The organism is Legionella resiliens, from assembly GCF_021344005.1.
GTDB classification, from domain to species: domain Bacteria; phylum Pseudomonadota; class Gammaproteobacteria; order Legionellales; family Legionellaceae; genus Legionella; species Legionella resiliens.
The window spans coordinates 219,064-243,827 of sequence record NZ_JAJTND010000004.1; the positions used below are offsets into that span (position 1 = coordinate 219,064).

A 24,764-nucleotide genomic window follows, 5' to 3' on the forward strand; every position below is an offset into this window, starting at 1 on the left:
AATAGTTACATCGCGAAAAACATAATACCTTAATTTTTTAAAATGATCTAATTACTCCAATTGACTTCATTTTGCATGTAAAATAGCTTCAATGCGGAGTGATAATTAAATGTTCTTTTGATTAAAAATTGAATTAAGTACTAAAATTAGTATATGGGAGATAAACGACACATTTACTTATATGGATATAAATCACAGACTCGCAAAAAGCTCTATTGTTTTCAAAGAATATGTGAACAAGTATGCGTATATAGGATTAAGCATTTCTATTTGTAGTATCTTCATTGCGTCACTTATTGTGTCGTATCAAATAACAGGATTCATCAATCTGAGTGGTTTTGTTAAAGCTCAAACAACAAATCCTGCCATTTGGGTTCTTGATCTAAGTCCTTTTCTCTTTGCTTATTGGGGCCAGTCATTTTGTCATGGATTGGCCAATACAGCAGAATCTCTTGTAGCAGATAAAACCAAGGAACTTCTATATAAAAGCGGTGATCTTGAATCAAAACTCAAATATGAAAGCGAACATGATTATTTTACTCAACTGCCCAATGCGCTCCTGTTTAGTGAACAAATCAGACAAGCAATTGATAAGATTGAGAAACCAAATGAGTTGGCAGTGATTATCTTAAAATTGAATGATTTTAAGACTGTTCACAACAATTTTGGTAATTTTAACGCAAATAGTGCTTTAATTCAGTTCGTTAAAAAATTAAAAGATATGTTGCTTAATCCTTTTATGCTACAGGCTACTATGGGAATAAATAGCATTGCCCGGATAGAAGGTGATGAATTTGCTTTATTGTTGCCAAGATTAAATAAAAATATCAATTTCAACGCGTTGTTAGAAGCTATTATTGGAGCAACTACTCTTAATTTTATTGTAGATGGGATTCAGGTACATATCAGTACTACTGCAGGCGCAGCTATATATCCTCAGGCTGGGGAAAATGATGTTTCATTAGTGAGTCATGCTCGAACTGCTGTTTTCCATGCAAGAAAGAAAAGTAAGCCTTTCGCTATTTATAATTCGAACATGGAAGACGATTTTACTTCAAACCGAATTGTTATGAATTCGTTAAAAAAATCAATAGAAAACCAAGAAATCAAGATCTATTATCAACCCACAGTAGAGCTGGCAACAGGTAAAATAATTGGTGCTGAGGCCAAGGTTCGTTTTGTTCATGAAAAATATGGATTAATCAGTGCGGAAAAGTTTAATCCGCTTATTGAGGGCTCAAGTTTAATCCAACAACTAAGCTCATTTTTGTTAATCGATGTCATAAAGCAACTCGTACTTTGGCATCAAGAGGGACATAAAATATTTGCCTCTGTTAACTTATCTGTTCAAGATGTTATTGATGTGAAATTACCTGATTTTGTAGAAAAATTACTTAATAAAAATAAAATTGCACCTGAATATTTAATATTAGAGTTCAATGAACGAGCCTGTTTATCGGATCAAGAAAAATCAACTGAGGTGTTAAATCAATTAAGCGAATTAGGCGTTAAAATATCGATAGATGATTTCTGCAGTGGTTATTCTTCGTTTACATATCTGGTAAATTTTCCTATCAATGAAGTTAAAATTGAAAAATCCCTCGTTCTGAACATGATTAAAGACAAGAAGAAATCTAAAATTGTCGAAGCTATTATTAAGCTGGCGCAAACTTTAGAGTTAAATGTTTTAGCTGATGGGATAGAAAATCAAGAAATTAGAGAGCAACTGCAACAGTATGGTTGCAGGTATGGGCAGGGATTTTATTTCTCACGTCAGGTAAGCCCTTATGAATTTATGGCTCTGTTAAATTCAGAGGTAACGGGATAGCAAAGAAGAATCAATTTTATCCTTTTTTCCCGTTTCGCAGAAAAAATCTTGCAAATTAAACTATACTAATCATACAAATTGCGCTTTTAGTGATCAGAATTGATACCGTAATCATTGAGGAGTTGATGTATGTCTCATATTAAAAAGATTTTTATGATCTTGTTTGTAAGTTGTTTTGTATCTAATTCCTTTGCAGCTTGGGGATATCATAAATCCACCACTGTTTGTAAAGGAGGCACCTGCCATCATACAAATGTTAAAAAAGGTTGTGTTGATGGTCATTGCGGGAAGGTGCGATATGGTACAACCTGGCATAGATAGTAAGAAGATCATGAGATCACACCCTGATGTGATCTCATTATTTGTAGTTCCATTAATTCAATAATCGAATAATTCAAATAACGCTGCTTTTATGGAAGTAATTATTTTGACCTAGTCTAACCCTCCTTTATCATTGCTCTTAAATAATACTTATTGATTGGATAGTGATATAAAAGTAATGTAATATCATTGCCATATAAAAACTAAAGGACTACAATGATGCCAATACTTTTGTTCTATCCTGCAAAAAAACTGTCTTCTGATACTTAAAACCAACTCAATTATTTATTGGGCATGTCTGACACAAGAGGAAATCTCTAAGGAATCGAGATTTACAAAAAAAGGAGCTTATTATGTTTCATGTAGACAATAGTGGTGAAGGCAATTGCATGTATTATGCCTACAGCATTTCTTTAATGTATTTTTTACGAGCAAAAAATACTCCGCACCTGACAGAAGATATTTTTAACAAGTTAAAACTTAAAGAAGATGCTAAAGTTAATTTGCGAACCCTATTATCTAAGGAAGCAAATCAAGAATTTACCTCCCATGAGATCAAAACGATTATTGAACCCATATTGGGAAGAGCAACGAGAGATTTGGCTGCGGAACATACTCAACATGAATTCAAAATGTTTCCTAAAGATTCACCATTATTTTCTGCCTCTAAATACGGCTTAGAATATTATTTTAAGCTACAGTTTAAGACGAAGCATGGGGAATTGTCAGGACTCATCACGCATGAATTTACTCATGCGGATTATACTGAAGCAGAAATATATCGAGTTAGCGGCATGAAAACTGCGATGGAAGAATTCGCCAAAGCAAGATTCCTTCAGGTCAAAGAAGAGTTTGACCGTGAGTGGTCAACTAAAGAACAAAAGCTCAAATCAAACGGTAAAAGGCTAACCGAAACGGCTATTCAATCTCACAAAGCACATCTGTTAGATAATATCCTGAGAAAAGAAACGGTTGCATTTTTTTCAGCCGATAATGATAAACATCTTACTCAATATAAAAATCACCTAAAAAATGAGCATACGTGGGGTTCGGAAGAAACACTATTTGTCTTACATCGAGCCATTCAAGGTGAACGTATGGTACGTAATACAAAAGGAACTATCGATACTTTCTATGATCATGAGATCGTTTTACACCTTCACAGAAATGATAGTAGCCCTTTTATTCAATCTGGAAATCCAGTAATGATTTTGAATAATAAAGATAATACACATTGGACCTCTAAAATACCGAATTCGATATTTTCAATCAACCAATCCACTAAAATGACTCAAACCGATTACCCTGCAGAAATTGCTCTTTTTGTTAAAGAAAACAGACAATCGGGCCCAAAAGTAGCAAAAGCGCTGAGAGAGATGTATAAAAAAGGGTTGCTTGAAGACAATGAACTATACTCCCCAGAACGGTGTAAACAAATAGCAGAACACTATCTAAATTATGTAAAAAATCACAATCGTCGTTTTATAATTACTGAGGTAGAGTATTTTTTAAAAGAAATGGAAAAACTCATTAAGAAAAAAACAGACATTGATAACCCCCCTGCAGTTGATACAAGTCCCTTGCCAGAAGTGAAGGAAGCGAATTCCCAGCCACAAATGACCACTACAGATAAGCCTATGGGAGAGGTTTTACCCGAGAAATTAGAGCCCCAAGATGGGACATTGAATATCCCAGTTGCAAAGGAGCTTACACCCTTTGTTCTGCCAGAATATCCCATACCAAACAGTGACCTTACGAGCAAGGATAAGCTTTTTGCAAATAAGAAAGACAAACAATTTACACATCCTTATGATGACGAGGACGTCACTATGTTGTGTCAGGCGATTTATGATTGGGTCGATACTTTAACGGATAGATCATTTAGAAGTTTAATCAATTCTTCATTAAGAAAATATGAATCGAAAATATGGGGAAGTCTTTGGGGCGCTTCCAGGAGAGCAGAGGTAGAGGGTTATTTACATGGGAATTGCGGTTCGAAAGCACTTGCCCTGATGCTTATAAATGGAGATGCAGAGTCAACATTCAATGCGTGTTTGTTTGTCAAGATAGTAGAAACAATTAAAAAAGAAATTAATCGGTACCCAGTAATGCGGGAAGAGCCAAAATATCAATTAATTTCTCAATTTAATTTAGAGGAGCATGGGGCGTTTTATCTTACGAAAATGAAATCTCATGATGAAACGATTTCAGTTTCGCAGCGTCAATTACAAGATACTTCGAATTTAACATGTTGAATTCTGGGCTTTTTAGCCCAGTTTCCTTTATTATTTTCAATCGGAAGTGGGTTGGGTGGAACGGGCCTGAGTTATCCTCATTTTTTCATTTAAAATTTCTCTACGTACCGCGCTTAAAATTTCTCTACGTACCGCGCTTTATGCGCGGTATCCAGAACGTTCTTTTAAGATACTGCTGAGTTTTTCTAGAGCAAGCTTCAACCTGGGTACCGCGCATAAAGCCCGGTACGTAGAGAAAAAAATTAGCGGAGGTTTCTTACCAAAAAAGTGACGATTACTCAGGTCATTAGACCCAGCCTTGCTTGCTTTTTTTAGAGTTCAAATGAATTATTATGGAATCCAGAATATATAGGCTTAGATCTTGTCAATAGTTGGCGGAGTCGATATTTTCTGGTCTTCTGTAGTGGGGTTTTTCGCATTGAGGGAGTCTTTTGCTGTATTAAAAACACCAATTTTTATCAATGCATTACTTAAAGTTTGAGGATCTTTAATCTTAACCTCAGCTTGGGCAAGTGCATCTGCATCCGGTTTTGGGGTAGGCATCTCTATTGAGTTATTATTGACTTGTACTTGGGTTCCGGATTGTGGATACGTTTTTGATAGAGCTTCTTCTGTTGCTGACGTTTTGGTTTGAAGAATCGCTCCAACCAGCCCCATGCTATCTGCTAACCGTATGCCAGCTTCGACATATTCCCTATTGGCAGACTCTAGAATTAACTGAACCTCTTTTCCAGGAAAAACTCGATTCAGCGTACCATCGAATAAACAAGGGGTTGGCGCTTTGTTGCCAGTACACAGGTTTAAATCACCTTTATAGGTTACTTTACCCAGGGTTACGTCATTATAGTTTTTGCTTTGCTTAATCGTAGATAGTAGTTCAAGTAGCTTGCTTTTTATATCATCATTGGTATAGGGGTCTGGGATATCTGCCTCTAATTTTTGTAAGTCCGATAATTTTAATTCTTTCTTAATTAAAGCAAAACCATTAGAGAAAGACTGCGTCCTTTCATGATAACTTGAGATGGCAAGCTCTCCTTTGGGGGTAATTGCATAGTGCACATAAATTTTTGGCATGATAAATAACCTCCCTTATTTTGGATAAAATAAGGATGAATATAATTATTATAGACTATTGGACTGTATTTGGATTGAATCAGAAACTTTCGTTGATTCAAGCGATTTATCATAATATTCAATAAAAAAATCTTTAGCTTGGGACGGTAATTCAAATCCCAGAAAATTACTGCATTTAAGCCCCTGACCTATACTCGCATTTTGTATGCTGTAGTAGCTTTCTTTTAAAATGAGCTCCGCATTATCCAGCAACTCCAAAACCAGTCTATATTCGGCCTGTGCTTTTTCCACTTCAAAATTGTTGAGTAACCAGATACAGTAATGACTAATTGCATAGGCTAAAACCATATAACCATAACTGCCATAGTGCGGAAGCATGAGTTTACTATTCGTGATAAGCTCCTGGTAAAGCATGTGGGATTCTTCAGGGCTTGCTTGTTCTAGTTTATGGTAAATGTATTCATTATACCGTTGGATTGCATGAACAGAACCGTAACGAATTGCAATTTTAATTGATTCAATTTCAGAAAATCCGAAATCCCGCTCCATATTTTTTCTTACTTCTTGAGAGAAATGAAAAAAATAGGCGCCCCGTACTAAATCAAACGGATTTAATTGAGGCTGAGAAAAAAACATCATTAATGGTATATTTTTTTGCTGGGATAAAGCGACACCATAGGCACACCATATTTTTTCCCAATATTCCTTTAATTCCGGGACGTTACAAAATATTTCAACATCATGGAAATGATAAGCAATTCGCGCAATTGTTTCAATTTTCTGGTTTCTGATGAGCTCAAGTTTTTTAATATGATTTGCCTGATTAAATAGATAGAGAAACAAACGATCGTGCTCTGTTAATTTTAATGACGTATTTAATGTCTTAAAATCAAAGAATTGGTGCATATTTTTCTATTGCCTTTATTTTACAGATCCTATTGGATATATATTAATATATTTCATCAGTTCCAAGCCAACATGTACTTTTTACTAGTGCCAGACTTTTTTCATCTGACATCAGCTCTAACTTGTTAATTTTTGTTGTTCTTTTGGTTCGTCTTCTTTTTTGGAGGTCACTGTCGACTCTTCTTTTACCGGTATCTCAGGGAGCTGGACACTACCTGAGGAGTGTGGGCTAGTTAATAATGGCTCATCCTCTGTGGAACTTGGAGGTGGTGTTTGTGGCTTTTGAAATTTATCTAAAGTAGGGAGTTTTTCCATCTCTTCTTTACTCGGTCGTAAAGGACCCTCTGTCAATTCCTTATCTCCTCTGAATAGTTTTCCATCCTTTGAATAAGCTAAAACTTTATTTGTCTCTTTATCAATCATGATAAAGTTCTGAGTCTCGGCTAATTTTTTAGCAAATTTGAGTGCATCTTCATCGGACTTAAAGCTTAAACTTGTCCTATTTCCCTCAGTTTTGGGTTCGTGAGTTTTATACCATTCATTATCTTTAAAATACTCTCTAAAAGCACTGACTACAGCATTAGCATTGGGGGATTGAACACTTGTCGTTACGGAAGGAGGGCTTGGATTATGTTTCTGATAATGCTCTTTAACTGTATCCAATTTTTTACCATTTTTTTCAAAAAATGCTTGATATTCCTTATAGGCGTCCATACTTGCCTTATCATTTTCTTCTTTAATTCTTATATACTCATCATAGGCTTTCTCATTTAGCTCTTTGCATTGTTCAGGAGTTATGGCGCCGCTTTTTACTTGATCATTATTCATTTCACAGGTTTTATGATAGTTTTTAGAGGCTTCTTCAGATTTAGCTTTATTTAATTCATCAATTTTTAGATAGACGTCATGAGCCTGCTTGTTGACGGCGTCAAAGGCTTTTACAGCGGCTTCTTGGTCTTCGATTTTAGGAATTCTAGGAGGATGAGGCATAGCTTCGATTATCGCTTTATCTACTAGACGCTGAGCTTTTTCAAGTTTTTTACGCTCCACTTCAAGAAGCTCTTTTATTTTATCTATACCAGTTGACATAATAGTACTCAAACCCACATCTACATATATAAATGTATAGCATAAAACTGCAACAATATTAGTATTTGGGCGTTACTTATTCAATATGGTTTGAAGCTTATCGTTTGGAAAGAATAACTTATTTAATCAATGGACGAAAATTAAGAACGGCACGTAATGCGGTAAGCTCGGAGCATTTGACTCCGAGCTGACAATACTATTTTGCACGAACTTCTTTCCACCAATTTGTTTTGGTTTCTGTTGCCCAGTGCCCTTCGCGCATACGAGCAACAAACGCTTCAGCCTTTTCTGGAGAGGACATTTTTTGATCTAACTTAATGCACCAATCCCATTCACCGGTTGTGGACCACATTTTCTCTACGCCTTCCCATTTTGCCATTGCATTCATGTCAGACATCGATTTGTTACTTTTTACAAAAATTACACTATTCCATGCTTCCATTATTACGATCCTTATAAAAATGTTTAAATGAACTGCTTGAATGATTCAAGCATATTAAGAATAGAATAATTCAAGCGTTCTTTCCATGTATCCCATAATTTTTTATTATTTGATTTTTAAAGTAATTTTACTTATATCGAGTAAGTTGGTATTCGAGGTATTTTGACGGATTGAGGATAGAATCGATATATAACAACCAGGTAACAGTTAAGCTATTAATAAAATAGAACAAATATAAAACAATGTGATAACTAATCTTGATTGATTTCAGTAAAACAGCCATTTGTTAACAATACCATAAGTTTTATTTGATATCATATTGCTTATTTAATTTATTTAATTTTTTAAAATGCGTGATAAAAAATTCGAGATTCTTTCTTGCTCTATCGATCAAGATCAGGTGAATGTTGCCCAACAATGGGCTAAAACATTTATATATAATTCAAAAGATGATCATGCAGTTAATATGACCCAGTTGTTGCTGGCCTGTTTGGCCTGTGGTGACTTCGGAGTACATCCTTATCTATCCAAATCCCCTGAATTACAAGCCCCATCTACTCATCTAAGCATTGTTGATTACATATCTCATGCGAGCCGCGTGATTCTTGATTATCAAGAACTATCGGAAGCGAATAAAAAAGAATTATTAGATTTTTTCCCTGCTCCCGGAGGAGACAATAAGATTTTTGCCCGCTCAGCTACTCATAACGTGTATCGCGGCGGAAAGGGGGAAGTTGTAGAGGGGAAGGGCTTCTTGTTGGGGGTAATAGGACAATTGCCCGAAATGATCAAATCAGCCCTGGATTTTGGGATTAACATCGCCATGGGGGGAGAAGGGCAAAAGAATTTTTATGGTAAAAAAATATCAACCAATGGTTGCAGTGGCCATTTCTATTTTCACCGCAATGACAAAGATAACTTACTCATGCTTGGGCTGGAGCAATCAGCACCAGCAGCTTCTCCATTAGCATTTGTTTGGGGGACAGAAAAATATCCTGAGGATGTGCAACAAAATCATGATCAATTTGGTCAGGGACATTCATTGACAGGTGCCTCTGATACTTACACTGCTGCAGGATCTCTATATTTTAGCGATCCTGTTTATCAAGCAAAACTCTTATCGGAAAAAGGAGTTTTTCCGCCGGATAAATACGGAGCAATGCGAGTCAAGGTTACTGATACAAATTGGCCAAAAATCAAAGAATTTTTAGAGCAATTGAGAGCACTGTCTGATGAAAGGTTTAAGGAACAACTATTAGGCTTATTGCTAACCAAGCCTTCTACTGCAAAGCCAGCTAAAAAAGACGACTGCAAAAGTTATATCGCACTTGATTTCCAAAGTTATTTAAAACGCGTCTATCAAGTTTTTATTAGTGAAGAGGAGTTGGATTCAGAGAGTCAATTGCACTTCTTCACATTACAGTCTAATTTATTATCTACTATTAAAAAATTACAACAAGGCCAAATTGAGAGTTATGAGTTTTTTAAGGAACAGATTGCAGAAATAATTGGAATAAGAAATATTCCACCTGAGTACCGAAAGGCGATAATTCGTATTCAAGAGTTATTTGAATTACAACTTAATATCGATCCGAAACTGAATCAAACACATGAAGAGCTCTTACTCAGAAACCAATATGATGATTTGCAGGAAGAAAGTAAAGTTATCCTGGAAAAACTCTTGGAAATTCAAAGGTATTTCCAAGAGCACCCTCCTACAAAAGAGCAAAAAGAATTACACGCTTTTCTCCTGCAACTGGATACACAAATTAACGAGCTAGAAAACCCGTTTGCTTCAAAAGACCCAGTTGATTTAGAATTAAGTTGGGTGATGTGTGAATCTCCTGTTCCCATTAATACGGATTCTATTGAAAAATTGAGACAAACAATAGAGCGGGCTAAAGCACTTACTAAGCAAAACCCTTTAAAAGACAGGGAAGGAGTTTCTTTCCCTCAAGTAATCTTAGGCTGGCAAGAAAAGCTTTTACCGTTATCCCAAATCAATCTTATTGATTACACCGAATTAAACTTAAGTGATTTGGCGAAACAATTTAATGAATATGTAGATTTTTTAGCACAGCAAGCGGAAGATCTTAATCTCTGGGGACACGAGCCTTCGCAAACGACGAATCTCCTAGTTAAGTACTCCGATAAAAATCCCGAGCTTGCCCATGGCCATGCTTTTATAGCGCAATACCGTGAGAGTACAATTCTCAGACGTTTATTTACCTTAAATACTTTAGATCTGGGAACTTACCGTTTTAAACCCTATGAAGGCCCTAATACACAATGTAGGGAGCAACTACCTGAATCTTATTGGGGCAAAGTCAGCACACTTCTGACAGCAGGATCTGATGTAATTGCGATGCTTCGAACTTTAAAAAACCTGCAAACGCTTAAAGCTTCATGGGAAGATATGAATCGTACAGCAACTTTATTGAAAGAGGCAGTAGCGCGATTTGAAAAAGCACGTGAAGAGGTAGCGAAACATCCCAGCAACATTTCAGAAGAAGAACCTAGAGTGGCTTTTGAAAGTCCATTTTTCTATCCCATCAGCGATGAAGCATTAAATACAATGAATGGTGTGCAACTTGCCACCCTATGTCTGGAAGAGTTGAATGCAAAAACACCGAGTATTTTGGTGAAACGCATCACAAGCAATCAAGAATTATGGCAATCTATGAATGCGGGCTTAGAAACTGAAATAGCGGATTTCAAAAGACGTAAAGATAATGTGGAACACAAAATTGTGGTTTTACGGCAAATTCGCAGTTTCTGGGAATCAGTTAATCAGTTTAAAGAAAGTGCCATTCTGCAAATTAAAGAGACTCAGCTGTTGGAGCTGGAGCGTCTATCGAAAGAGTGTCCTTCTATTTTTGGAGCTGAGGAAGCCATTAAAGAGGCTCAGACGGAATACGCACTATTACAAGACTTCTTATTACAGTTGCGAGATTTAGCGAATAAAGTAGATAAGTACGCAGCACTTCAATTATTGGAGCAAGGATATCAGAAGCTTGCCGAAAATGAACAAGAGTATTATGCACCCCAATTGCTTAGGGCGAGGGAGGCTACTTGCCAGTTTTACTTTGAGAAAATCAATGCATCAAAAACAATTGATGAGAGGAAAGTATATTTTAAAATCTTCCATCAATTATTTGAAAAACTGCGTGTTGAGTCACAAGAACAATTTAAGGATGAACATGAGGTAAAACAAAAAGAGGACAGTTTATACGCATTACAAGAGCGCTTAAGAACAGCGATTTTAGTAACTGACAAGCAACAAATTTTCAATAATGAATTATTTGCTACCACCGTACAGAATTTTGAAAATATAAGAGATGACCTGACCTCTGAATGTGCCAAAAAAGTTCATAAACAAATAACAAGGGCGAAAGCGATCTACGAAACACTTTTACGTGAAAAAGTTATTCAAGAGGAAGGTACAAGCAATGCTGTAGACACACTTCTAAATCAGCTGGAACCAATACTTGATGCAATTAAAGAGCCCCTGCACAGCCAATTAGTAAAAACAGCACTCCAAGATGAAGTTTTTAAAAATGCTCTTCTAAAAAACGCAGGCATTAAAAAATTCACCTCAGCATTGGTTCAGGATTTATTTACCTTCAAAGAGTTCCGAGATCAAAAAATTGCGTTAAGTGCCGAGAAAAAATATGGTAGTGAATATGATCAATCAATTAATGATTTTTATGCAAAAACCTTAGACATACGCTTATCAGGACTTCCTCTAAAAAAACAGGGTGAAAAAATAATTGACGTTGCCAATGCTGAGTTTAAACAGCGACATGATGGAATTCGCCTGGTTGCTGATATAATCATGATAGTTACGGTTTTGGGTCTTCTGGCAGGACTAGGGCGTTTGGCTTTAAATAAGAATTTCTTTTTCAGTAGTTACCTCGGTGATATAAAAACAGATAGAGAAGTGGAATTAAAAGATGATTGGCTTGTTAAAGAGTTACCGGAAGATGAGAGTGATGCTCGAATAATAGCTGCTCCTGCTGCTTAAGCATAAGGAGCAGTCGAGATCTAAAAATAGCAATTAAGTGCAAGGGCTCCGGTCACGAATTTAGCTGCATGCGGTCCGGTTACAGAAAACCAAACGCCGCCAATAAGACCGATATTGGAATTAAAGTTATATTCGACGGCAGGGGCCAGCGAGGCTTGTTCATTTGCCCTTCCTCCCAGACCTGCAAGAGTTCCTCCCGGAGTAAATCCTGGATTACCATCAAAGTGGCTTCCCGGACTGTGTACATAGAGCACTTCAAAAACGGGAACCCAGTTTTGTGTTAGGGTATACTCAAATGCCAAGTCAGCAGAGTAACTATTATCCAGTTTTACTTTACCTCTGGTTCCGGAGGTGCCGCCAAAAACATTCAAATTATGTACGGTGATCTCACTAAACCTCGCGCCAACCAAGCTCAAACGTGTTCGTAAGTAACGTCCATTATGGAACTGAAGCAATTTTTGAAAGTTAAAACCAAGGTAGGTTTGGTAAGCACCTAAACCCGTTTGATCGGTACCCAATCTTTGAGGATCCAGGTTTTCAAAGCGTCCAGTGGGAAAAACCTCTTGCACAACTACCCGGAGGTCAGGAAGCCATGAATTTTCTTTTTGTCGCAGAACTTGAAATCCTAAAGCCAAGCTGTAATCGCCAATGCCATTCCCATGTTGCCTATCATCCCAACTGTAATCATAAGGCAGAGAAGTTTGTAAATCTACAAAACTAAGAATCCCTATGCTTAAAATGGGAACGACTTCAAAATTTCTAAATCCTTTGGGATAGCCACTATAAAATGCATAAGGTTCAAAGTTTATATGGCCTGCTGGTATTGTTTTTCCAGCTGGTGCGAGTAGAGGTCCTGTAAACCATGGACTTGCAAGCGCAGTATGAGCAAAAAATAATAATAATAAAAAAAGCAATCTAAAATGCATAGTGAAATAGTTCTTATTATGAATGGAAAATAGAATTTAAAACTTTTTTCATATTAATGGAATCTATTTTTACTCACTTCTTAAACTTTTTTTGCTATCAATGATTTATGCGTCAAAAAAATTTTCACAGTCTGCATTTTTAGAGTACCAGGCAGCATCCAAATCCGAAAAATGCCGCTCATTTATTTCAGCAGATGGCTCATCATAGGAAGAAGCAGCACATTTAAAAGACCTGATAAAATCATGACCAGGCTCGCAATAGCTCCTTCATCATGCCCTATTTTATGGGCTTGTGCAGTCCCCGCGGCATGTGCTCCAGCGCCCAAGAGCGCACCTCGGGCCAGGGTCGAATGAAACGAAAAGCGTTTTAGAATGGATTCCCCCATAATAGCTCCCAATATACCTGTAATCGCCACGAATATGGCCGTCAGTTCAGGGAGACCACCAATATTGTGTGACACTTCCAGCGCGAAGGGCGTGCTAATCGATCGGGGAAGCAGGCTTAACCGTATATTTTCATCAAGGCCTACCAGTATTGCTAATGACCAACTCGATAATATTGCAGTGAAACTTCCGACAAGTACGCCAACTAAAAGTACTAGCCAATGTTGGCGAATGAGTGCATGTTTTTCATAAATGGGAATTGCGAAAGCGACGGTTATCGGTCCAATTATTTGAGCTAGCCATTGTGTTCCATGAGCATAATCCTGATAACTTACATGCAGTAAAAGAATAAGACCAGCAATAATTACTGGTGTTAAAATAAGCGGCATTAACCCAAAAAATGACCACCGTCTGTATAAATTTTTGGTAATAAAATACAGGCTTATTGTTATGAAGGACCAGAAAAGTGCTGGTGCTACTGGTTTAAAGAGAATGGGGCTTAGCACGATTAGTTCTCCGATAAAAATAATCCACAACAATCGCAGTGACAAGCATCACACAGAGCGTACTGAGTAAAATAACAAAGAGAATTTTAAGGCCTAAGAGACCTATAAGCTCATGATGCTCGAGTACTGCAAGTACGGCTGGGATAAAGAAAAGCAACATATCTGCAAGGATTAATTCAGCTCCATTCTTAATCAGATTCAGTGTTAAGCGTTTTGTTGCTAAAAGCAATAAAACCATTCCTAGGCCAAAGATTCCACCAGAAAAAGGAAGTTTTAAAAAATGGACAATAAGTTCGCTAGAAAGCCAAAATAGGCACACTAACCCCACTTGAAGTACCGAATTGTTCTGAATTTTTAATGTTAAATATCTGTTCATTGTGTTCATTCCCATTTCAGTGTATTTTACACTTTTCTATAATATGAATAAAATGAATTTATAGACTAATGATCATTCTAAAATGGAATAATTATGGAATTTAAACTACTCCGTGCATTTATCGAGGTTGTGCGCCAAGGCAGTTTTTCCAAGGCTGCTGAAACTCTTTTTGCTACTCAGTCCACGGTGAGTAAAGCGATAAAGCAGCTTGAAGATGAACTGGGCGTTGCTCTTATTAATCGATTTAAAAAATATAATGTACCAACTACTGCGGGTGAAATTGTTTATCGCAGAGGCGTTAAGTTGCTTGCTGATCGTGACGATCTTCTCAAAGAGCTTGATGCAATCCGTGGTTTGAAGCAGGGACATCTGCGTCTGGGTATTGCTCCGGTGGGGAGTAGTATTTTATTTGCTCCTCTTTTTGCGCAATATAACCAGCGCTATCCAGGCATCGAGGTGGAACTCATTGAACATGGAAGTGTTAAGCTTGCGGAATGTTTACGGGCAGGTGAAATTGATTTTGCTGGAACATTATTATCTGTTGTTTCTGAAGAGTTTGATTGTCAATTAATCCGTAGTGAGCCTCTTGTTGCACTTTTGGCGTCAGGTCATCCTTTGGCAACGCGGCGTTCAATTTCCTTGCTGGAGCTTAAAGAGACGCCGTTTATCTTATTTAGCCGTGATTTTGCCTTATATCGAATGATACTGGATGCGGGGCGTCGAGCAGGTTTCGAACCCAAAGTGGTAGCCCAAACCAGTCAGATTGATTTTATGGTAGAACTTGTTGCTGCAGGTCTTGGCGTTGCCTTCTTACCACGAATGATTGCCCATGAACGATCAAACCCACAAGTTCGGTTTCCATTACTTGAAGGGGAGGAGTTTCAGTGGAATATGGCCATGACATGGCGCCGTAATGCGTATCTTTCTGATGCTGCAAAAGCATGGTTGGCTCTGGTACGTGAAGTACATGGTACAACTCCCCCTCTATTTATTTGAATGATTGTAACAGTCGCTATTCTTTTTTGATTCCATTTATTTGTCTTCAAATTTTACTATATGATGCAATAGTAATATATTTGGAAGGTGTGCTTCGATATGTAAGCCAAATCAGAAGAATGTTCAGGCAATTTTGACCAGATAATCGAAATGACATAATGAAAAGTTTTTGTCAGAACAGATGAGTGTAATGCGGTACATTTCCAACACTATGAACAATACAATGTATGTCCCGCTGTTCATATGAAGGTTATTATTTCTTAATTGTCAACATGCCCTAAAATTCTCTCGCAAAAATAAATTCATGTTGGGTCAGAATTGACCCAACATGGTTATTTATAGAGTATGCAATCGTGCCAGTTCCGATAAGGATTGTTCGAGTGTTTCCAAGATGAAATTGACGTGTTCTCGATTAATTGTGAGTGGCGGAGCTATTCGGAAGACGTTACCAAATTGTCCTCCTTTTCCAACTAACAACCCTTTATCCTTACACAAATCCATTAATTGAAATGCTTCATCAGACGCTGGAATTTTTGTTTGAGGATCTTTGACGAGTTCAATCCCTAAAAGCAAACCGCGACCGCGAACGTCTCCAATGATGGGATATTTCTTTTGCAGTTGCTGGAATCCGTCTTTTAGTAGTTCGCCCATGATGCGCGCATTTTCAACCAGCTGTTCCTCTTTAATAATTTCCAATGTGAGTTTGGATTGAATCATTTGTAAGGGGTCGCCAGCAAAGGTATTAAAATACGTTTTGCCAGTCATTGTTTCAGCCACTTCGGTTTTCATAAGCACTGCCCCAACTGGAGCGCCGTTACCAAATCCTTTAGCCATAGTGACCATATCGGCATCGATATTTAGGGTTTTGGTAAGTAACAGATCACCACCACCGCGACCCGCTCCGGTTTGTACCTCGTCACTAATGTATTTACCGCCGTAATTATGAACAATACGGGCAACTTCGCTAAAATAATCATCAGGAGGGGTAATAAAACCACCTACCCCCATTACAGGTTCCAGTATAAACGCTGCAATCTTTCCATGAGTTGAATTCTGAATGGTTGTTTCAACATTTTTTGCACAGGATAAATCACAACTGTCTGGTTTTTGATTAAACGGACACCGGTAACAGTAGGGTTCAAGCGCCGAGGTTACACCGGAAACTGGCTGTGCCTTGAATCTCCAGATTGAATGGCCACATGAGGCAAGTGCGGCAGAAGTCCCTCCGTGATAAGAGTGGCGTACATTTACTACCATTGTTTCGCCAGTCGCATGGCGAGCTGCCATTATGGCAAGTTCATTAGCCTCTGAACCCGAGTTAGTAAACGATACTCTGTCCATACCATTGGGTGCTTCTTCGAGTAAACGCTCTGCAGTTTCTACGGGTGCCTGGTTTAAATAAAGCAGGGTTGTGTGTTGAATTCCATCATTTTCTATCGCTTCAATAAGTGCTTTTTTGATTTTGGGATGATTATGTCCCGCTGAGATGCAAACAATTCCGCCTATGGCATCAAGGTAGCGTTTTCCTTCAGAGTCCCATACATAAGCATCCTGTGCTTTGACAAGCTGAATGGGTTCTTTATGGTAAAAACCAGCGGTTGGTAAAAAGTGTTTTTTTCTGAAATTAATAAGCTCTTCGTTTGAGCGCAGTTGTTGTTGATTATTACTCTCGTTCATGAGGGTTGTTTCCTTTTATGTTTGTAAAGACTTGAGCTTGTAAATAAAGAGCTTTTGCAAACTCCTTTTACTTCAAAATCTTGTTGATTTATTTTGAGATTTACATCTTTCAGTATTTTTTGAACACTATATTCTTTGGAATTCATAACTTTATCATTCTCCTATTTTGTATTTTCGTTATTAAAAAATGAAAAATATAAGTTTGCGCATGTGCGCTTAAACTAATGAGGAGACCTTAACGTGTTGAGGTCAAGCTCCTCAGGGCTATCATTCTTGCTGCAAGCAGCGTCTCTTAACCGCATCTGCCCCTACGCCCCGCGGACAAGCGGTGGGACATTGGAGTAGCAGCGGAGTTGTTGTTTCAGCGATGTATAGAAAATTCAGCTGCAAGCAGCCAGGCCATGAAATGTTGGGTTTTGACCCAACACGTGCTCAATTATTCTAAATAACCGATTTATCTGTTGCAGTTTCCTGTGCCAAAAATAGTTTATAAACCGATGCAACGGATTTGGTTCCCATAGGATCAGCTTGTGTTTTTAGTTTGCAGAAATTTTCTGCCCATTCAGATGTTCTGATTCTCAATGGAGGATTTTTACTGTTCACTACGTCAACGACACAATCCGCAACCTGGTCACTACTTTGATAAACATCAAGGGTGGACGCATTTTTTAAACGCTCCCGCGCCTCTTCAAAATACCGTTTGAAAATTGGAGCATATTCGTCATTTTCTGAGAAATCAATCGTACTGTTTTTAATAACATTTGTAGAAAATTCTGAAACAATACCCCCTGGTTCAATGGCTGTGAATTTAATATTGAAAAAAGGCTGTATGTAACTTGCCATACTTTCAGTCAAGCCTTCTACTGCAAATTTGGACGCACAATAAATTTCATTAAATGGCTGTCCAATTAAACCACCAACTGAGGTGATGTTAATAATTTGTCCTGATTTGGCTTGGCGCATTGCAGGCAATACTGCCTTAGTTGTGCGGACAACTCCCATGAAATTAATATTCATTACCTGGTTGATCTTTTCCTCCGAGGCGTTCTCCGTGGTTTCTACAAAACCCATTCCTGCATTATTGATCAGGCAATCAATACGGCCGTTTTGCTCAAGAATGGCTGAAACAGCACAGGCAACGCTCTCTGTGGACTCAACGTCCATCTGAATTAAATGAATATTGAGATTCTTGTTTGCTATGGCTTGCTTTATTTGATCTGCTTTATCTAGATTACGCATACTTGCATAAACAGTATGACCTTGCTCTGCAAGTTTAATCGATACGCTTAAACCTAGGCCGGAAGAAGTTCCGGTAACTAATATTATTTTATTCATGATGATGACTCCAATGTCCGCTCAATGATCCACTATGTGTTTATAACGCAAAATATGCGTCAGTATCAAATGAAAACTTTTTCAGCCGGGAGGATTACCCCACTGCTGTTATTGTTTTTCTGCTGTAAATAAGGGCTATATGCGAGAAAGACGTCATTAATTTTTCTGATGTGGCAGAATCTTGCATGAGTGATGTCCTTATTCAAACTTTTAAAAAAATAGTAACTTAGCGAAATGATAGACAAACAGCTCATTTATTTAATTTTTGCATTTCCAGCAATTTGAAGGGCTCCTTGGGCAGCTCTTTCCATAGACTTATCGGGTTTATCAAAAAAAGAGTGATTTAAAAAAGTACCCGAGGTTGGTATTGTTCCAGAAGGTCTGCTAGGTGATAAATTAGAACTGCATTTAGGGGCAGTTTTGGAACTGGCAGGCATCATAATATTCAACGCTGCCTGATTATCGTGTTTCTTTGCAATATCAAGCGCTGTTTCGTCATCGATGTTAATGAGGGTGACATTGGCTTTGGCTTCTAAAAGCAGCCTAAATAATGCAGGTTTTTTTTGTGTATAAGATGATTTACATGCCAGCATTAAGGGAGTCATTCCTTTGGCGTTTTGCATGTTCACATTAATATTGGCATTGCGAAGCAACAATTGTACAACACTTTCATTGCCATACCTGCAAGCAACTCCCAGCGGGGAGTCGTCGTCATGACTACAAGGACTATTGATATCTATTTTGGGAATATTTATTAGTTGATTCATAATATTCGACCGATTGCAGGCTGCCGCATAAAAGAGTGCACTCTCTAATTCAGATTGGCTGATAACCGGTGATTTATTATGTAATCGCAGTATTTTCCAGACCGTACTTCTATCATCATTTTGAACTGCCAAAGCAAGCGCACCATAGCCGCGGCAATTACTGATTTGAATATTCTCTGAACTGACAGGATATAAATCATCAATCGCCCGTATTTGTTGTGCTAAGTTCCGTTTTCCCGACTGTGCAATGAAAGAGCAGTGAAATACCAAACGCTTACTGGATTCAAAAAGGGATTTATAAAGTATGGGGCAGAGTTCCTCGCTGGTTAATAGTTGATAAGGGTATTCTTCACTTTGTTCATATAAGTGATTGATATCCATGAACAACCATGTATTGTCTTTATACTTTTTAAAGCCAATCGTATGTTCTTCGCTACTACAAACCACCACAACATGGTTTTTAGCCGGGAGGATAATATGTAGTTGCTGTAAAAATTCCTTGACGTTTTGGGGGGATGCCAAGCTTATTGTTTTACTAAACAGATTCTTAACGGTGTTTTGATTTCTACAGAGATTAAGCTGGATCATCTTGTAGATAGTATCAATATTAGATTGTTGAATCGCTTGAGCATAAATCTCATGATAATCGTCGGGGGATTGAGCCAGGCATATGGCTTCAAGGAAAGGTTTTATTTCGTTTCGTTTTTGTTCTTTTCTGGAGAGAGTTTGACTCGATCTTATTTTCTCACTAATAGCCTGTAACGTATTGGGTAATGTTCTTTTTTCACGCTTAATCAGATTGAGCCGATTATAAAATTGATAATCTAATCCAAGTGCTGCTTCTTGAGCCCAGGTTAATGTAAATCCATGACAAACGCCGTCTTCATGTTTGTAATTAAATTTATCAAAAAGAGTCAATAAATCTTCATGCTCTAAAGCATTCTGTCTTGATAAAGCAGGGATTAACTGATTCAATGGTATGAGCTTAAGCTGGTGTACTACTACAATCAGCAGAGAGATTAAGAAAAGCACATAGACGACGTATTCCATGTTACGAATCGGTTATTCCTTTACCAAAATCAAATCATAATCCGCATACAAAAGCAACGTCGGGTAAAAAATTGATCAATAATATTCCTAAGGTATTGATACGCGTCGCAAAGTTCATGAGCTAAACCAATGGCCATAGGTCGCTGTTAATTTTTTTATTTTTTAATGCTTTTTTAATAGAGTAACTGCTTCGGATACTGGGCTGACCAACATTTTTTACACCATTAAAACTTTTTAAATTATAGGCAAAAAAATGGAAAAAATGATAAGTCGTTCTACACTTAAGGTATCTGAGGCCTCGTGGTTAATTAGCTCCATATGATTTATTGCGGGTTAAGGGAGCTCCAAATGAGGAAAAGAGTCATGGAGGACATACATGAGAATTTGGCAATCAATCGTCGCAACTTTCTTGCTGTTTCCCTTAAGTCATGCTAATTCACTTACAAGTAATATCACTGATTTTCCCCAACTCGTACAAGCTGTTGAGAGTGGTAATGATGTCCGCGCAATTATTCATTTTGATAACTGTGATGTTACAGGTCCTGAACTTTCGACCCAAGTGAAAAGAAAATTAAACGGAGCCACAACTCGATTTAATTTTACTCAGTATTTCCATGGTAAAGAAGATATTGATGATCAGTTAATCGATACAGTAACCACGTCCATGAAAATTTTTATAAAGAAACCTACAGGGGAATTCTTAACATTCTCTGGTCGTTTAAGTGTTTTTGAAGATAATACTGCGACACTGCATGTGGATTTCTTTGATCCCGTTTTGAAAAAGCAAAAATTGGTTGTTGATTGGTTTTGCAGAATTAGTAATGGCAACGATAATAATGGTTTAGTGTTATTCAATTTTTCGTAGCAGGCTAGGGGCGGCCCTGAGGCATCTTCTGTAAACCTCTATTTTATTAGGGACATTCACATGGTATGGAGACGTTTCTTTTTTCTAATCGGATTTTTGTTATCTTATAGCACCATAGCTGTGGCCTTGAAGGTGGAACTCGGTGAAACAAGCCCAGCATCACCTGCAGTATTACATCAAGATGAAGCGCTCTATGTGCTTATTCATTATCAAAGTGAGCAGCCTTTGCGTTTCCAGGCCATTGGCACATATCTTGGAGCGGAGATCAAGACCAATGCCCGTATGAATCCTTCCCAAGCATACCCTGCAGGTGAAGGGCAAGCTATTGCTTGGGTATCTTATTATAAGCCCACAGAAATTGATTCAGTGAAGGTGACTGTATATAACGCTAATTGGCGGGCTTTAGAAACTAAATCCCTTTCGCTTTCAGCAACTTGGCAAGAAGATTACCGTAAGGTGGCTCATCCAAAGGCTCCCTGGGTCAATGAGCTGAATCAGCAGCAACAGGCAAGCGTCACCGCAAAGCAGCAGCCTCTTTCTACTTGGGATATTTTATTCATAAAACTTCTTTTTTGGTCCATTCCTATCTATTGGATTTTGCAGCTCCTCACGTTATGGAAATGGTCTGGTACATGGCGGAAAATCGCTTGTATTCCTCTATTTTTTAGTATTCCTTTATTGATTTATACTGTTTTTGCTCTATTTGCAGGGTCTAATTTGTGGCCGTTAATGATGCTTTTTATTACACCGGTTCTTCTATTGCTCCTCTTGATTATTATGATTATGAAAAAAATGAGCACTTCATAAAATCTAAAAATGCCCGGATCTATACCCGCTCTGAGCTCAATTCCCAAACTACACTTGATTTGTTAATCAATCCTTAAGCAGCATTGTTTTATACTGGTAAAAAAGTAAGGGGCGCATCAAATTCAATCCTTGAGATAAAATAAGATTCATTCTGTATTATTGAAATACAAAAAATAACATATAATTAAAATATTAACGCTGTCAGTTTTTTATATTCTCACTCACTGAATAATTAAATATTAGTGGGGGTTTGATAATACATCAATCAAAGAGGAGAAAAGAAATGGGTCGGGAAAAATTAATAAATGGTCTTGGACAAGAATCCACTTCTCTTAAAAAAATGGCACCCCCAAAAATAAGAGAAGGCGTATCTACAGCTTTTCTTCAGTCTCTTTCCACACAGGCAATGCTTGATTTGAAGAATGAGATTATAAATAAAAAAGATGATGAGAAATATATAAAGCTTACACTAGAGTATGAACGCATCAAGATAAATTTTAAGAGAGCTGCACGAGAGATAATTGAAGGGGATTTTTCTGAAAGTAAAAAAAATGAATTTGCCCAATTAACTCATCAGTATTATAGCGCTTTAACGATTTTTACTGACTGTCAGTTGCATATAGCAAAGCACTCAAACCGACTGATGACCACTGAAGAAAAGGAGTTTACGCATCTTCAAGATGACATTTCTTCATATAAAAAGAAGGTAGAAGAGGTTGCATTTGCGGTAGCAGATCACCAATTAAGGAATATCCAAAAAGGAGAGAAAGTAAGGCTTAATGAGGTCATTCCTCATATCAAAGCAGTCTACGATAAAGCATATGAGGATGAGCATAATCCCTTTTGGCGATGGATTAAAAGTAAGTTTAAAAAGAGCGACAGAGCCAAAGAAGTTGAATTTCTAAATCAAATATCAAAACATCCCCAGTGTAGTGAATCGATTCGGCTCCAAGCAATACGTTTAGTTCATGATAAAATTATTCACGAAGAAATGTTTGGTAAAGAAGGTAAAGTTTATAAGGGTAGCAAGCTCGGTAAATTATTTGAAAGAGTTCTGGGAAAGGGCGACTTTTTTGCTGATAAAGATGGTGCGACGTTAGTTGATTTTATTAAAGAAAATAATCTGAACGATGCAATTCCAGATGGTTTAAAGGATTATTTAGCAAAAACTGATCCTGAATATGGAAAAAGTGTTACAGTCGTAAATCAGTAATAATCCTAGATCAAACAATCTATCAATATTAAAGCATCTCTTATGCAAATATCGAATAAAAGATGCTTTAAAATTTGAACTACAAAAATAAACGAGCTTACAAGCACAGGAAATCTGACTTTATTTTAAAAATATTGTCTATAATATGATTTGTTTGTCCGTTTATATTTCCTAAAAAATTTATCTAACAAGGGAGAAGATCATGAAAGGAATAATGAAAATGATTGTTTTAAGTAGTATGTTTGTGGTATCAAGCCATGTAATGGCGGATAACGCTACTTCTACTCCAGCAAATACGACAACTGCCACCCAACCCGCAGCAAATACGCATCCAGGCATGTGGATATGTACTACCAATGCGAGCAGTCCAACTTCAGGTTCACCTGATGAGCAGGCTGATGAACAAATGTCTAAACATGCAGCCAGTGGAAGTTCTGCTTTTGATTTTGCTTTAAAAAATTGTCGTGACTGCACAAAAATTACCTGTGAATTGCAAACAAAACCTACAGAATAAGGTAATCATTTACTCAACCCGGTGCTATGTTGCACCGGGTTTTTCTTGCGACAAAAATTTGTGACAGTAGCGATATTATGAAATAAATCAGAGTTATAGCAAAAATTATCCTCATCATGATTAATGCCCATTTCCCTTAGTGTTTATAAGCAAAATCCTCAATTGCGTAAAGAATACCTGGAAATTAAGATAAATCATCCTTGCTTTTATAGTCATTTGAAGTGCTTGAAGTCGTTTCATCAAGCGCATCTTCAACTAAGAAATATTAGGTTCTGAACTGCAATAATAAAGGAATAATGACAATGCCAGAGAAGATAAACGGAACTGTAAAATGGTTTAACGAACGCAAGGGCTTTGGATTTATCCAAAGTAATGGCCAGGATTATTTTGTACATTTCAGTTCCATTCAAGGTAGTGGCTTTAAGACTCTCAAAGAAGGTGAGTCCGTTTTATTTAAGCAAGGAAAAGGGCAAAAAGGTCTCTTAGCAGAAGATGTTCAAGTGGTTTAAGCTCATGGATGTGAGTAAGTTCGTGTTATTTGATAGTTAATGATTACCCACTCGAATTCCGCGGATTGGTCCGTGGAATTTCTCATATTTGTAGTCACATTACATTGGCAAATGTTCTCGCAGAAAATCAGATAATTTTTGCTCTGATAAATGAATCACGTCATTCTTAATATTATAAGTTATCAAATTATTGATATGTTTGTTTGTATGCTGTAATAAAAGCCCATTCATATGCGGTGGTGCAACGATAATGAGTCGGTCATAATCGTGATTATTTCTACCATTATCCAGTTCTTCTGCGATTTTTCTTGCAAAATCATCGTTCTCTATTTCTTTTGGATCGGATTGTTGTGTATACGTTCCTTGAGTAGTGGTTCCGGTGTTGAAGCGACCTGCTTTACCTGATGTCATCTCAATATCTCTAAGCTTACCTTCAGGATGGAGAAATTCTTTGACCAATGAAAATTGATAAGGTTTGGTGGTCGATTTATAGATTCTGCAAGTGCTTGTGTCTGCAGTCAGAATCCATGTTGTATGTTGATCAATTTTCATCACGATATCCTTATTATGAGTAGTGGAAACTTTAATATTTATAACTAAATCGATGAGGCAAGAGTTTCTACTTCATTTTCTTCCTTCAAATGGGCATCAAGCTTCGGGGAAAATTCATTTTTCAGTGCATATTTTTTTAACAGGTGCAATACAATTCCATCTATTTGTTCATCTATTTCTTTAAACAACGGCTCTATGTTTTTATTATCCATAATAACTCCATTCATTAGATTGCTCTCAATGCCTTCATCGAGATGGGAAGTATGTCTGGCTACTGACAATTCGCTAGATTTGTCAACAAACCCTGGCAGAACCTGTTTTCTAAATGTAAATAGCTCCTAGTTTTCC

General features: G+C 37.3%; 22 protein-coding genes. 10 read left to right on the top strand and 12 right to left on the bottom strand.

All coding sequences use genetic code 11. From position 1 onward, the window contains the following. Positions 1-181 precede the first annotated feature (181 nt). From LXO92_RS06535 to LXO92_RS17175, 3 genes are all read left to right on the top strand, one after another. Positions 182-1,828 carry a putative bifunctional diguanylate cyclase/phosphodiesterase gene (locus LXO92_RS06535; RefSeq protein ID WP_182351869.1) on the top strand — a complete coding sequence of 549 codons (1,647 nt, stop codon included), beginning with the start codon at positions 182-184 and terminating at the stop codon, positions 1,826-1,828. 129 nt (positions 1,829-1,957) lie between these two features. Then, positions 1,958-2,149, top strand: a complete 192-nt coding sequence (locus tag LXO92_RS06540; protein ID WP_182351870.1) for a hypothetical protein — start codon at positions 1,958-1,960, stop codon at positions 2,147-2,149. 353 nt (positions 2,150-2,502) lie between these two features. Further along, complete coding sequence (locus tag LXO92_RS17175; protein ID WP_304599231.1) at positions 2,503-4,404, top strand: hypothetical protein; 1,902 nt, start codon at positions 2,503-2,505, stop codon at positions 4,402-4,404. 354 nt (positions 4,405-4,758) lie between these two features. Here LXO92_RS17175 and LXO92_RS06550 read toward each other — a convergent pair whose 3' ends face one another. The 4 genes from LXO92_RS06550 to LXO92_RS06565 form a co-directional block, all read right to left on the bottom strand. Further along, a complete protein-coding gene (locus LXO92_RS06550; RefSeq protein ID WP_182351871.1) occupies positions 4,759-5,478 on the bottom strand; it encodes a hypothetical protein in 720 nt (239 codons plus the stop codon). Positions 5,479-5,526: 48 nt separating this feature from the next. Next, positions 5,527-6,384, bottom strand: a complete 858-nt coding sequence (locus LXO92_RS06555; RefSeq protein WP_182351872.1) for a DUF5630 domain-containing protein — start codon at positions 6,382-6,384, stop codon at positions 5,527-5,529. Positions 6,385-6,501: 117 nt separating this feature from the next. Then, positions 6,502-7,485 (bottom strand): hypothetical protein, encoded by a 984-nt coding sequence (locus LXO92_RS06560; RefSeq protein ID WP_232890647.1) that lies wholly within the window; start codon positions 7,483-7,485, stop codon positions 6,502-6,504. Between the two features lie 184 nt (positions 7,486-7,669). Continuing rightward, positions 7,670-7,915 carry a hypothetical protein gene (locus LXO92_RS06565; RefSeq protein WP_182351874.1) on the bottom strand — a complete coding sequence of 82 codons (246 nt, stop codon included), beginning with the start codon at positions 7,913-7,915 and terminating at the stop codon, positions 7,670-7,672. A 349-nt stretch (positions 7,916-8,264) separates the two neighbouring features. Here LXO92_RS06565 and LXO92_RS06570 point away from each other — a divergent pair, with 349 nt between their 5' ends. Further along, positions 8,265-11,939 carry a LepB GTPase-activating domain-containing protein gene (locus LXO92_RS06570; protein WP_182351875.1) on the top strand — a complete coding sequence of 1,225 codons (3,675 nt, stop codon included), beginning with the start codon at positions 8,265-8,267 and terminating at the stop codon, positions 11,937-11,939. A gap of 20 nt (positions 11,940-11,959) precedes the next feature. On the opposite strand, the gene LXO92_RS06575 is transcribed toward LXO92_RS06570, so the two are convergent. From LXO92_RS06575 to LXO92_RS06585, 3 genes are all read right to left on the bottom strand, one after another. Beyond that, positions 11,960-12,865 carry a hypothetical protein gene (locus LXO92_RS06575; RefSeq protein ID WP_232890648.1) on the bottom strand — a complete coding sequence of 302 codons (906 nt, stop codon included), beginning with the start codon at positions 12,863-12,865 and terminating at the stop codon, positions 11,960-11,962. Positions 12,866-13,047: 182 nt separating this feature from the next. Next, entirely contained in the window at positions 13,048-13,755 is a 708-nt protein-coding gene (locus LXO92_RS06580) for an LrgB family protein (RefSeq protein ID WP_182351877.1), read from the bottom strand. Continuing rightward, positions 13,733-14,131, bottom strand: coding sequence for a CidA/LrgA family protein (locus LXO92_RS06585; RefSeq protein WP_182351878.1), 399 nt, complete (start codon positions 14,129-14,131; stop codon positions 13,733-13,735). The genes LXO92_RS06580 and LXO92_RS06585 overlap by 23 nt, the downstream gene beginning before the upstream one ends. A 93-nt stretch (positions 14,132-14,224) precedes the next feature. On the opposite strand from LXO92_RS06585, the gene LXO92_RS06590 reads away from it, so the two are divergent. Then, positions 14,225-15,127: a LysR family transcriptional regulator gene (locus LXO92_RS06590; RefSeq protein ID WP_232890649.1), complete on the top strand. Its 903-nt coding sequence runs from the start codon at positions 14,225-14,227 to the stop codon at positions 15,125-15,127. A gap of 336 nt (positions 15,128-15,463) precedes the next feature. On the opposite strand, the gene LXO92_RS06595 is transcribed toward LXO92_RS06590, so the two are convergent. The 3 genes from LXO92_RS06595 to ankG all read right to left on the bottom strand — a co-directional run bounded on the left by LXO92_RS06595 (position 15,464) and on the right by ankG (position 19,956). Then, entirely contained in the window at positions 15,464-16,804 is a 1,341-nt protein-coding gene (locus LXO92_RS06595; RefSeq protein WP_182351880.1) for an aspartate aminotransferase family protein, read from the bottom strand. A gap of 441 nt (positions 16,805-17,245) precedes the next feature. Beyond that, positions 17,246-18,139: an SDR family oxidoreductase gene (locus tag LXO92_RS06600; protein WP_182351881.1), complete on the bottom strand. Its 894-nt coding sequence runs from the start codon at positions 18,137-18,139 to the stop codon at positions 17,246-17,248. A 254-nt stretch (positions 18,140-18,393) separates the two neighbouring features. Then, positions 18,394-19,956 (bottom strand): Dot/Icm T4SS effector AnkG/AnkZ/LegA7, encoded by a 1,563-nt coding sequence (gene ankG, locus LXO92_RS06605; RefSeq protein WP_232890650.1) that lies wholly within the window; start codon positions 19,954-19,956, stop codon positions 18,394-18,396. A gap of 376 nt (positions 19,957-20,332) precedes the next feature. Here ankG and LXO92_RS06610 point away from each other — a divergent pair, with 376 nt between their 5' ends. The 5 genes from LXO92_RS06610 to LXO92_RS06630 all read left to right on the top strand — a co-directional run bounded on the left by LXO92_RS06610 (position 20,333) and on the right by LXO92_RS06630 (position 23,864). Further along, the gene (locus LXO92_RS06610) at positions 20,333-20,821 is read left to right on the top strand and encodes a hypothetical protein (protein WP_182351883.1); all 489 of its coding nucleotides are present in this window, start codon (positions 20,333-20,335) and stop codon (positions 20,819-20,821) included. A gap of 60 nt (positions 20,822-20,881) precedes the next feature. After that, positions 20,882-21,628 carry a hypothetical protein gene (locus tag LXO92_RS06615; protein WP_232890651.1) on the top strand — a complete coding sequence of 249 codons (747 nt, stop codon included), beginning with the start codon at positions 20,882-20,884 and terminating at the stop codon, positions 21,626-21,628. A 283-nt stretch (positions 21,629-21,911) separates the two neighbouring features. Further along, entirely contained in the window at positions 21,912-22,841 is a 930-nt protein-coding gene (locus LXO92_RS06620) for a hypothetical protein (protein ID WP_232890652.1), read from the top strand. A gap of 202 nt (positions 22,842-23,043) precedes the next feature. Continuing rightward, positions 23,044-23,355 (top strand): hypothetical protein, encoded by a 312-nt coding sequence (locus LXO92_RS06625; protein ID WP_182351886.1) that lies wholly within the window; start codon positions 23,044-23,046, stop codon positions 23,353-23,355. A gap of 302 nt (positions 23,356-23,657) precedes the next feature. Further along, positions 23,658-23,864, top strand: a complete 207-nt coding sequence (locus LXO92_RS06630) for a cold-shock protein (protein ID WP_182351887.1) — start codon at positions 23,658-23,660, stop codon at positions 23,862-23,864. A 99-nt stretch (positions 23,865-23,963) separates the two neighbouring features. Here LXO92_RS06630 and LXO92_RS06635 read toward each other — a convergent pair whose 3' ends face one another. After that, positions 23,964-24,416, bottom strand: coding sequence for a host attachment protein (locus LXO92_RS06635; RefSeq protein ID WP_182351888.1), 453 nt, complete (start codon positions 24,414-24,416; stop codon positions 23,964-23,966). A gap of 44 nt (positions 24,417-24,460) precedes the next feature. Further along, positions 24,461-24,628, bottom strand: coding sequence for a hypothetical protein (locus LXO92_RS06640; RefSeq protein ID WP_182351889.1), 168 nt, complete (start codon positions 24,626-24,628; stop codon positions 24,461-24,463). Positions 24,629-24,764: the final 136 nt, after the last annotated feature.

Bases quoted from the DNA above. Each gene is read 5' to 3' on its own strand.
- LXO92_RS06535 (WP_182351869.1), top strand. From the start codon at position 182: ATGGATATAAATCACAGACTCGCAAAAAGCTCTATTGTTTTCAAAGAA.
- LXO92_RS06540 (WP_182351870.1), top strand. From the start codon at position 1,958: ATGTCTCATATTAAAAAGATTTTTATGATCTTGTTTGTAAGTTGTTTT.
- LXO92_RS17175 (WP_304599231.1), top strand. From the start codon at position 2,503: ATGTTTCATGTAGACAATAGTGGTGAAGGCAATTGCATGTATTATGCC.
- LXO92_RS06550 (WP_182351871.1), bottom strand. From the start codon at position 5,478: ATGCCAAAAATTTATGTGCACTATGCAATTACCCCCAAAGGAGAGCTT.
- LXO92_RS06555 (WP_182351872.1), bottom strand. From the start codon at position 6,384: ATGCACCAATTCTTTGATTTTAAGACATTAAATACGTCATTAAAATTA.
- LXO92_RS06565 (WP_182351874.1), bottom strand. From the start codon at position 7,915: ATGGAAGCATGGAATAGTGTAATTTTTGTAAAAAGTAACAAATCGATG.
- LXO92_RS06570 (WP_182351875.1), top strand. From the start codon at position 8,265: ATGCGTGATAAAAAATTCGAGATTCTTTCTTGCTCTATCGATCAAGAT.
- LXO92_RS06575 (WP_232890648.1), bottom strand. From the start codon at position 12,865: ATGCATTTTAGATTGCTTTTTTTATTATTATTATTTTTTGCTCATACT.
- LXO92_RS06585 (WP_182351878.1), bottom strand. From the start codon at position 14,131: ATGAACAGATATTTAACATTAAAAATTCAGAACAATTCGGTACTTCAA.
- LXO92_RS06590 (WP_232890649.1), top strand. From the start codon at position 14,225: ATGGAATTTAAACTACTCCGTGCATTTATCGAGGTTGTGCGCCAAGGC.
- LXO92_RS06595 (WP_182351880.1), bottom strand. From the start codon at position 16,804: ATGAACGAGAGTAATAATCAACAACAACTGCGCTCAAACGAAGAGCTT.
- LXO92_RS06600 (WP_182351881.1), bottom strand. From the start codon at position 18,139: ATGAATAAAATAATATTAGTTACCGGAACTTCTTCCGGCCTAGGTTTA.
- ankG (WP_232890650.1), bottom strand. From the start codon at position 19,956: ATGGAATACGTCGTCTATGTGCTTTTCTTAATCTCTCTGCTGATTGTA.
- LXO92_RS06610 (WP_182351883.1), top strand. From the start codon at position 20,333: ATGAGAATTTGGCAATCAATCGTCGCAACTTTCTTGCTGTTTCCCTTA.
- LXO92_RS06615 (WP_232890651.1), top strand. From the start codon at position 20,882: ATGGTATGGAGACGTTTCTTTTTTCTAATCGGATTTTTGTTATCTTAT.
- LXO92_RS06620 (WP_232890652.1), top strand. From the start codon at position 21,912: ATGGGTCGGGAAAAATTAATAAATGGTCTTGGACAAGAATCCACTTCT.
- LXO92_RS06625 (WP_182351886.1), top strand. From the start codon at position 23,044: ATGAAAGGAATAATGAAAATGATTGTTTTAAGTAGTATGTTTGTGGTA.
- LXO92_RS06630 (WP_182351887.1), top strand. From the start codon at position 23,658: ATGCCAGAGAAGATAAACGGAACTGTAAAATGGTTTAACGAACGCAAG.
- LXO92_RS06635 (WP_182351888.1), bottom strand. From the start codon at position 24,416: ATGAAAATTGATCAACATACAACATGGATTCTGACTGCAGACACAAGC.
- LXO92_RS06640 (WP_182351889.1), bottom strand. From the start codon at position 24,628: ATGGATAATAAAAACATAGAGCCGTTGTTTAAAGAAATAGATGAACAA.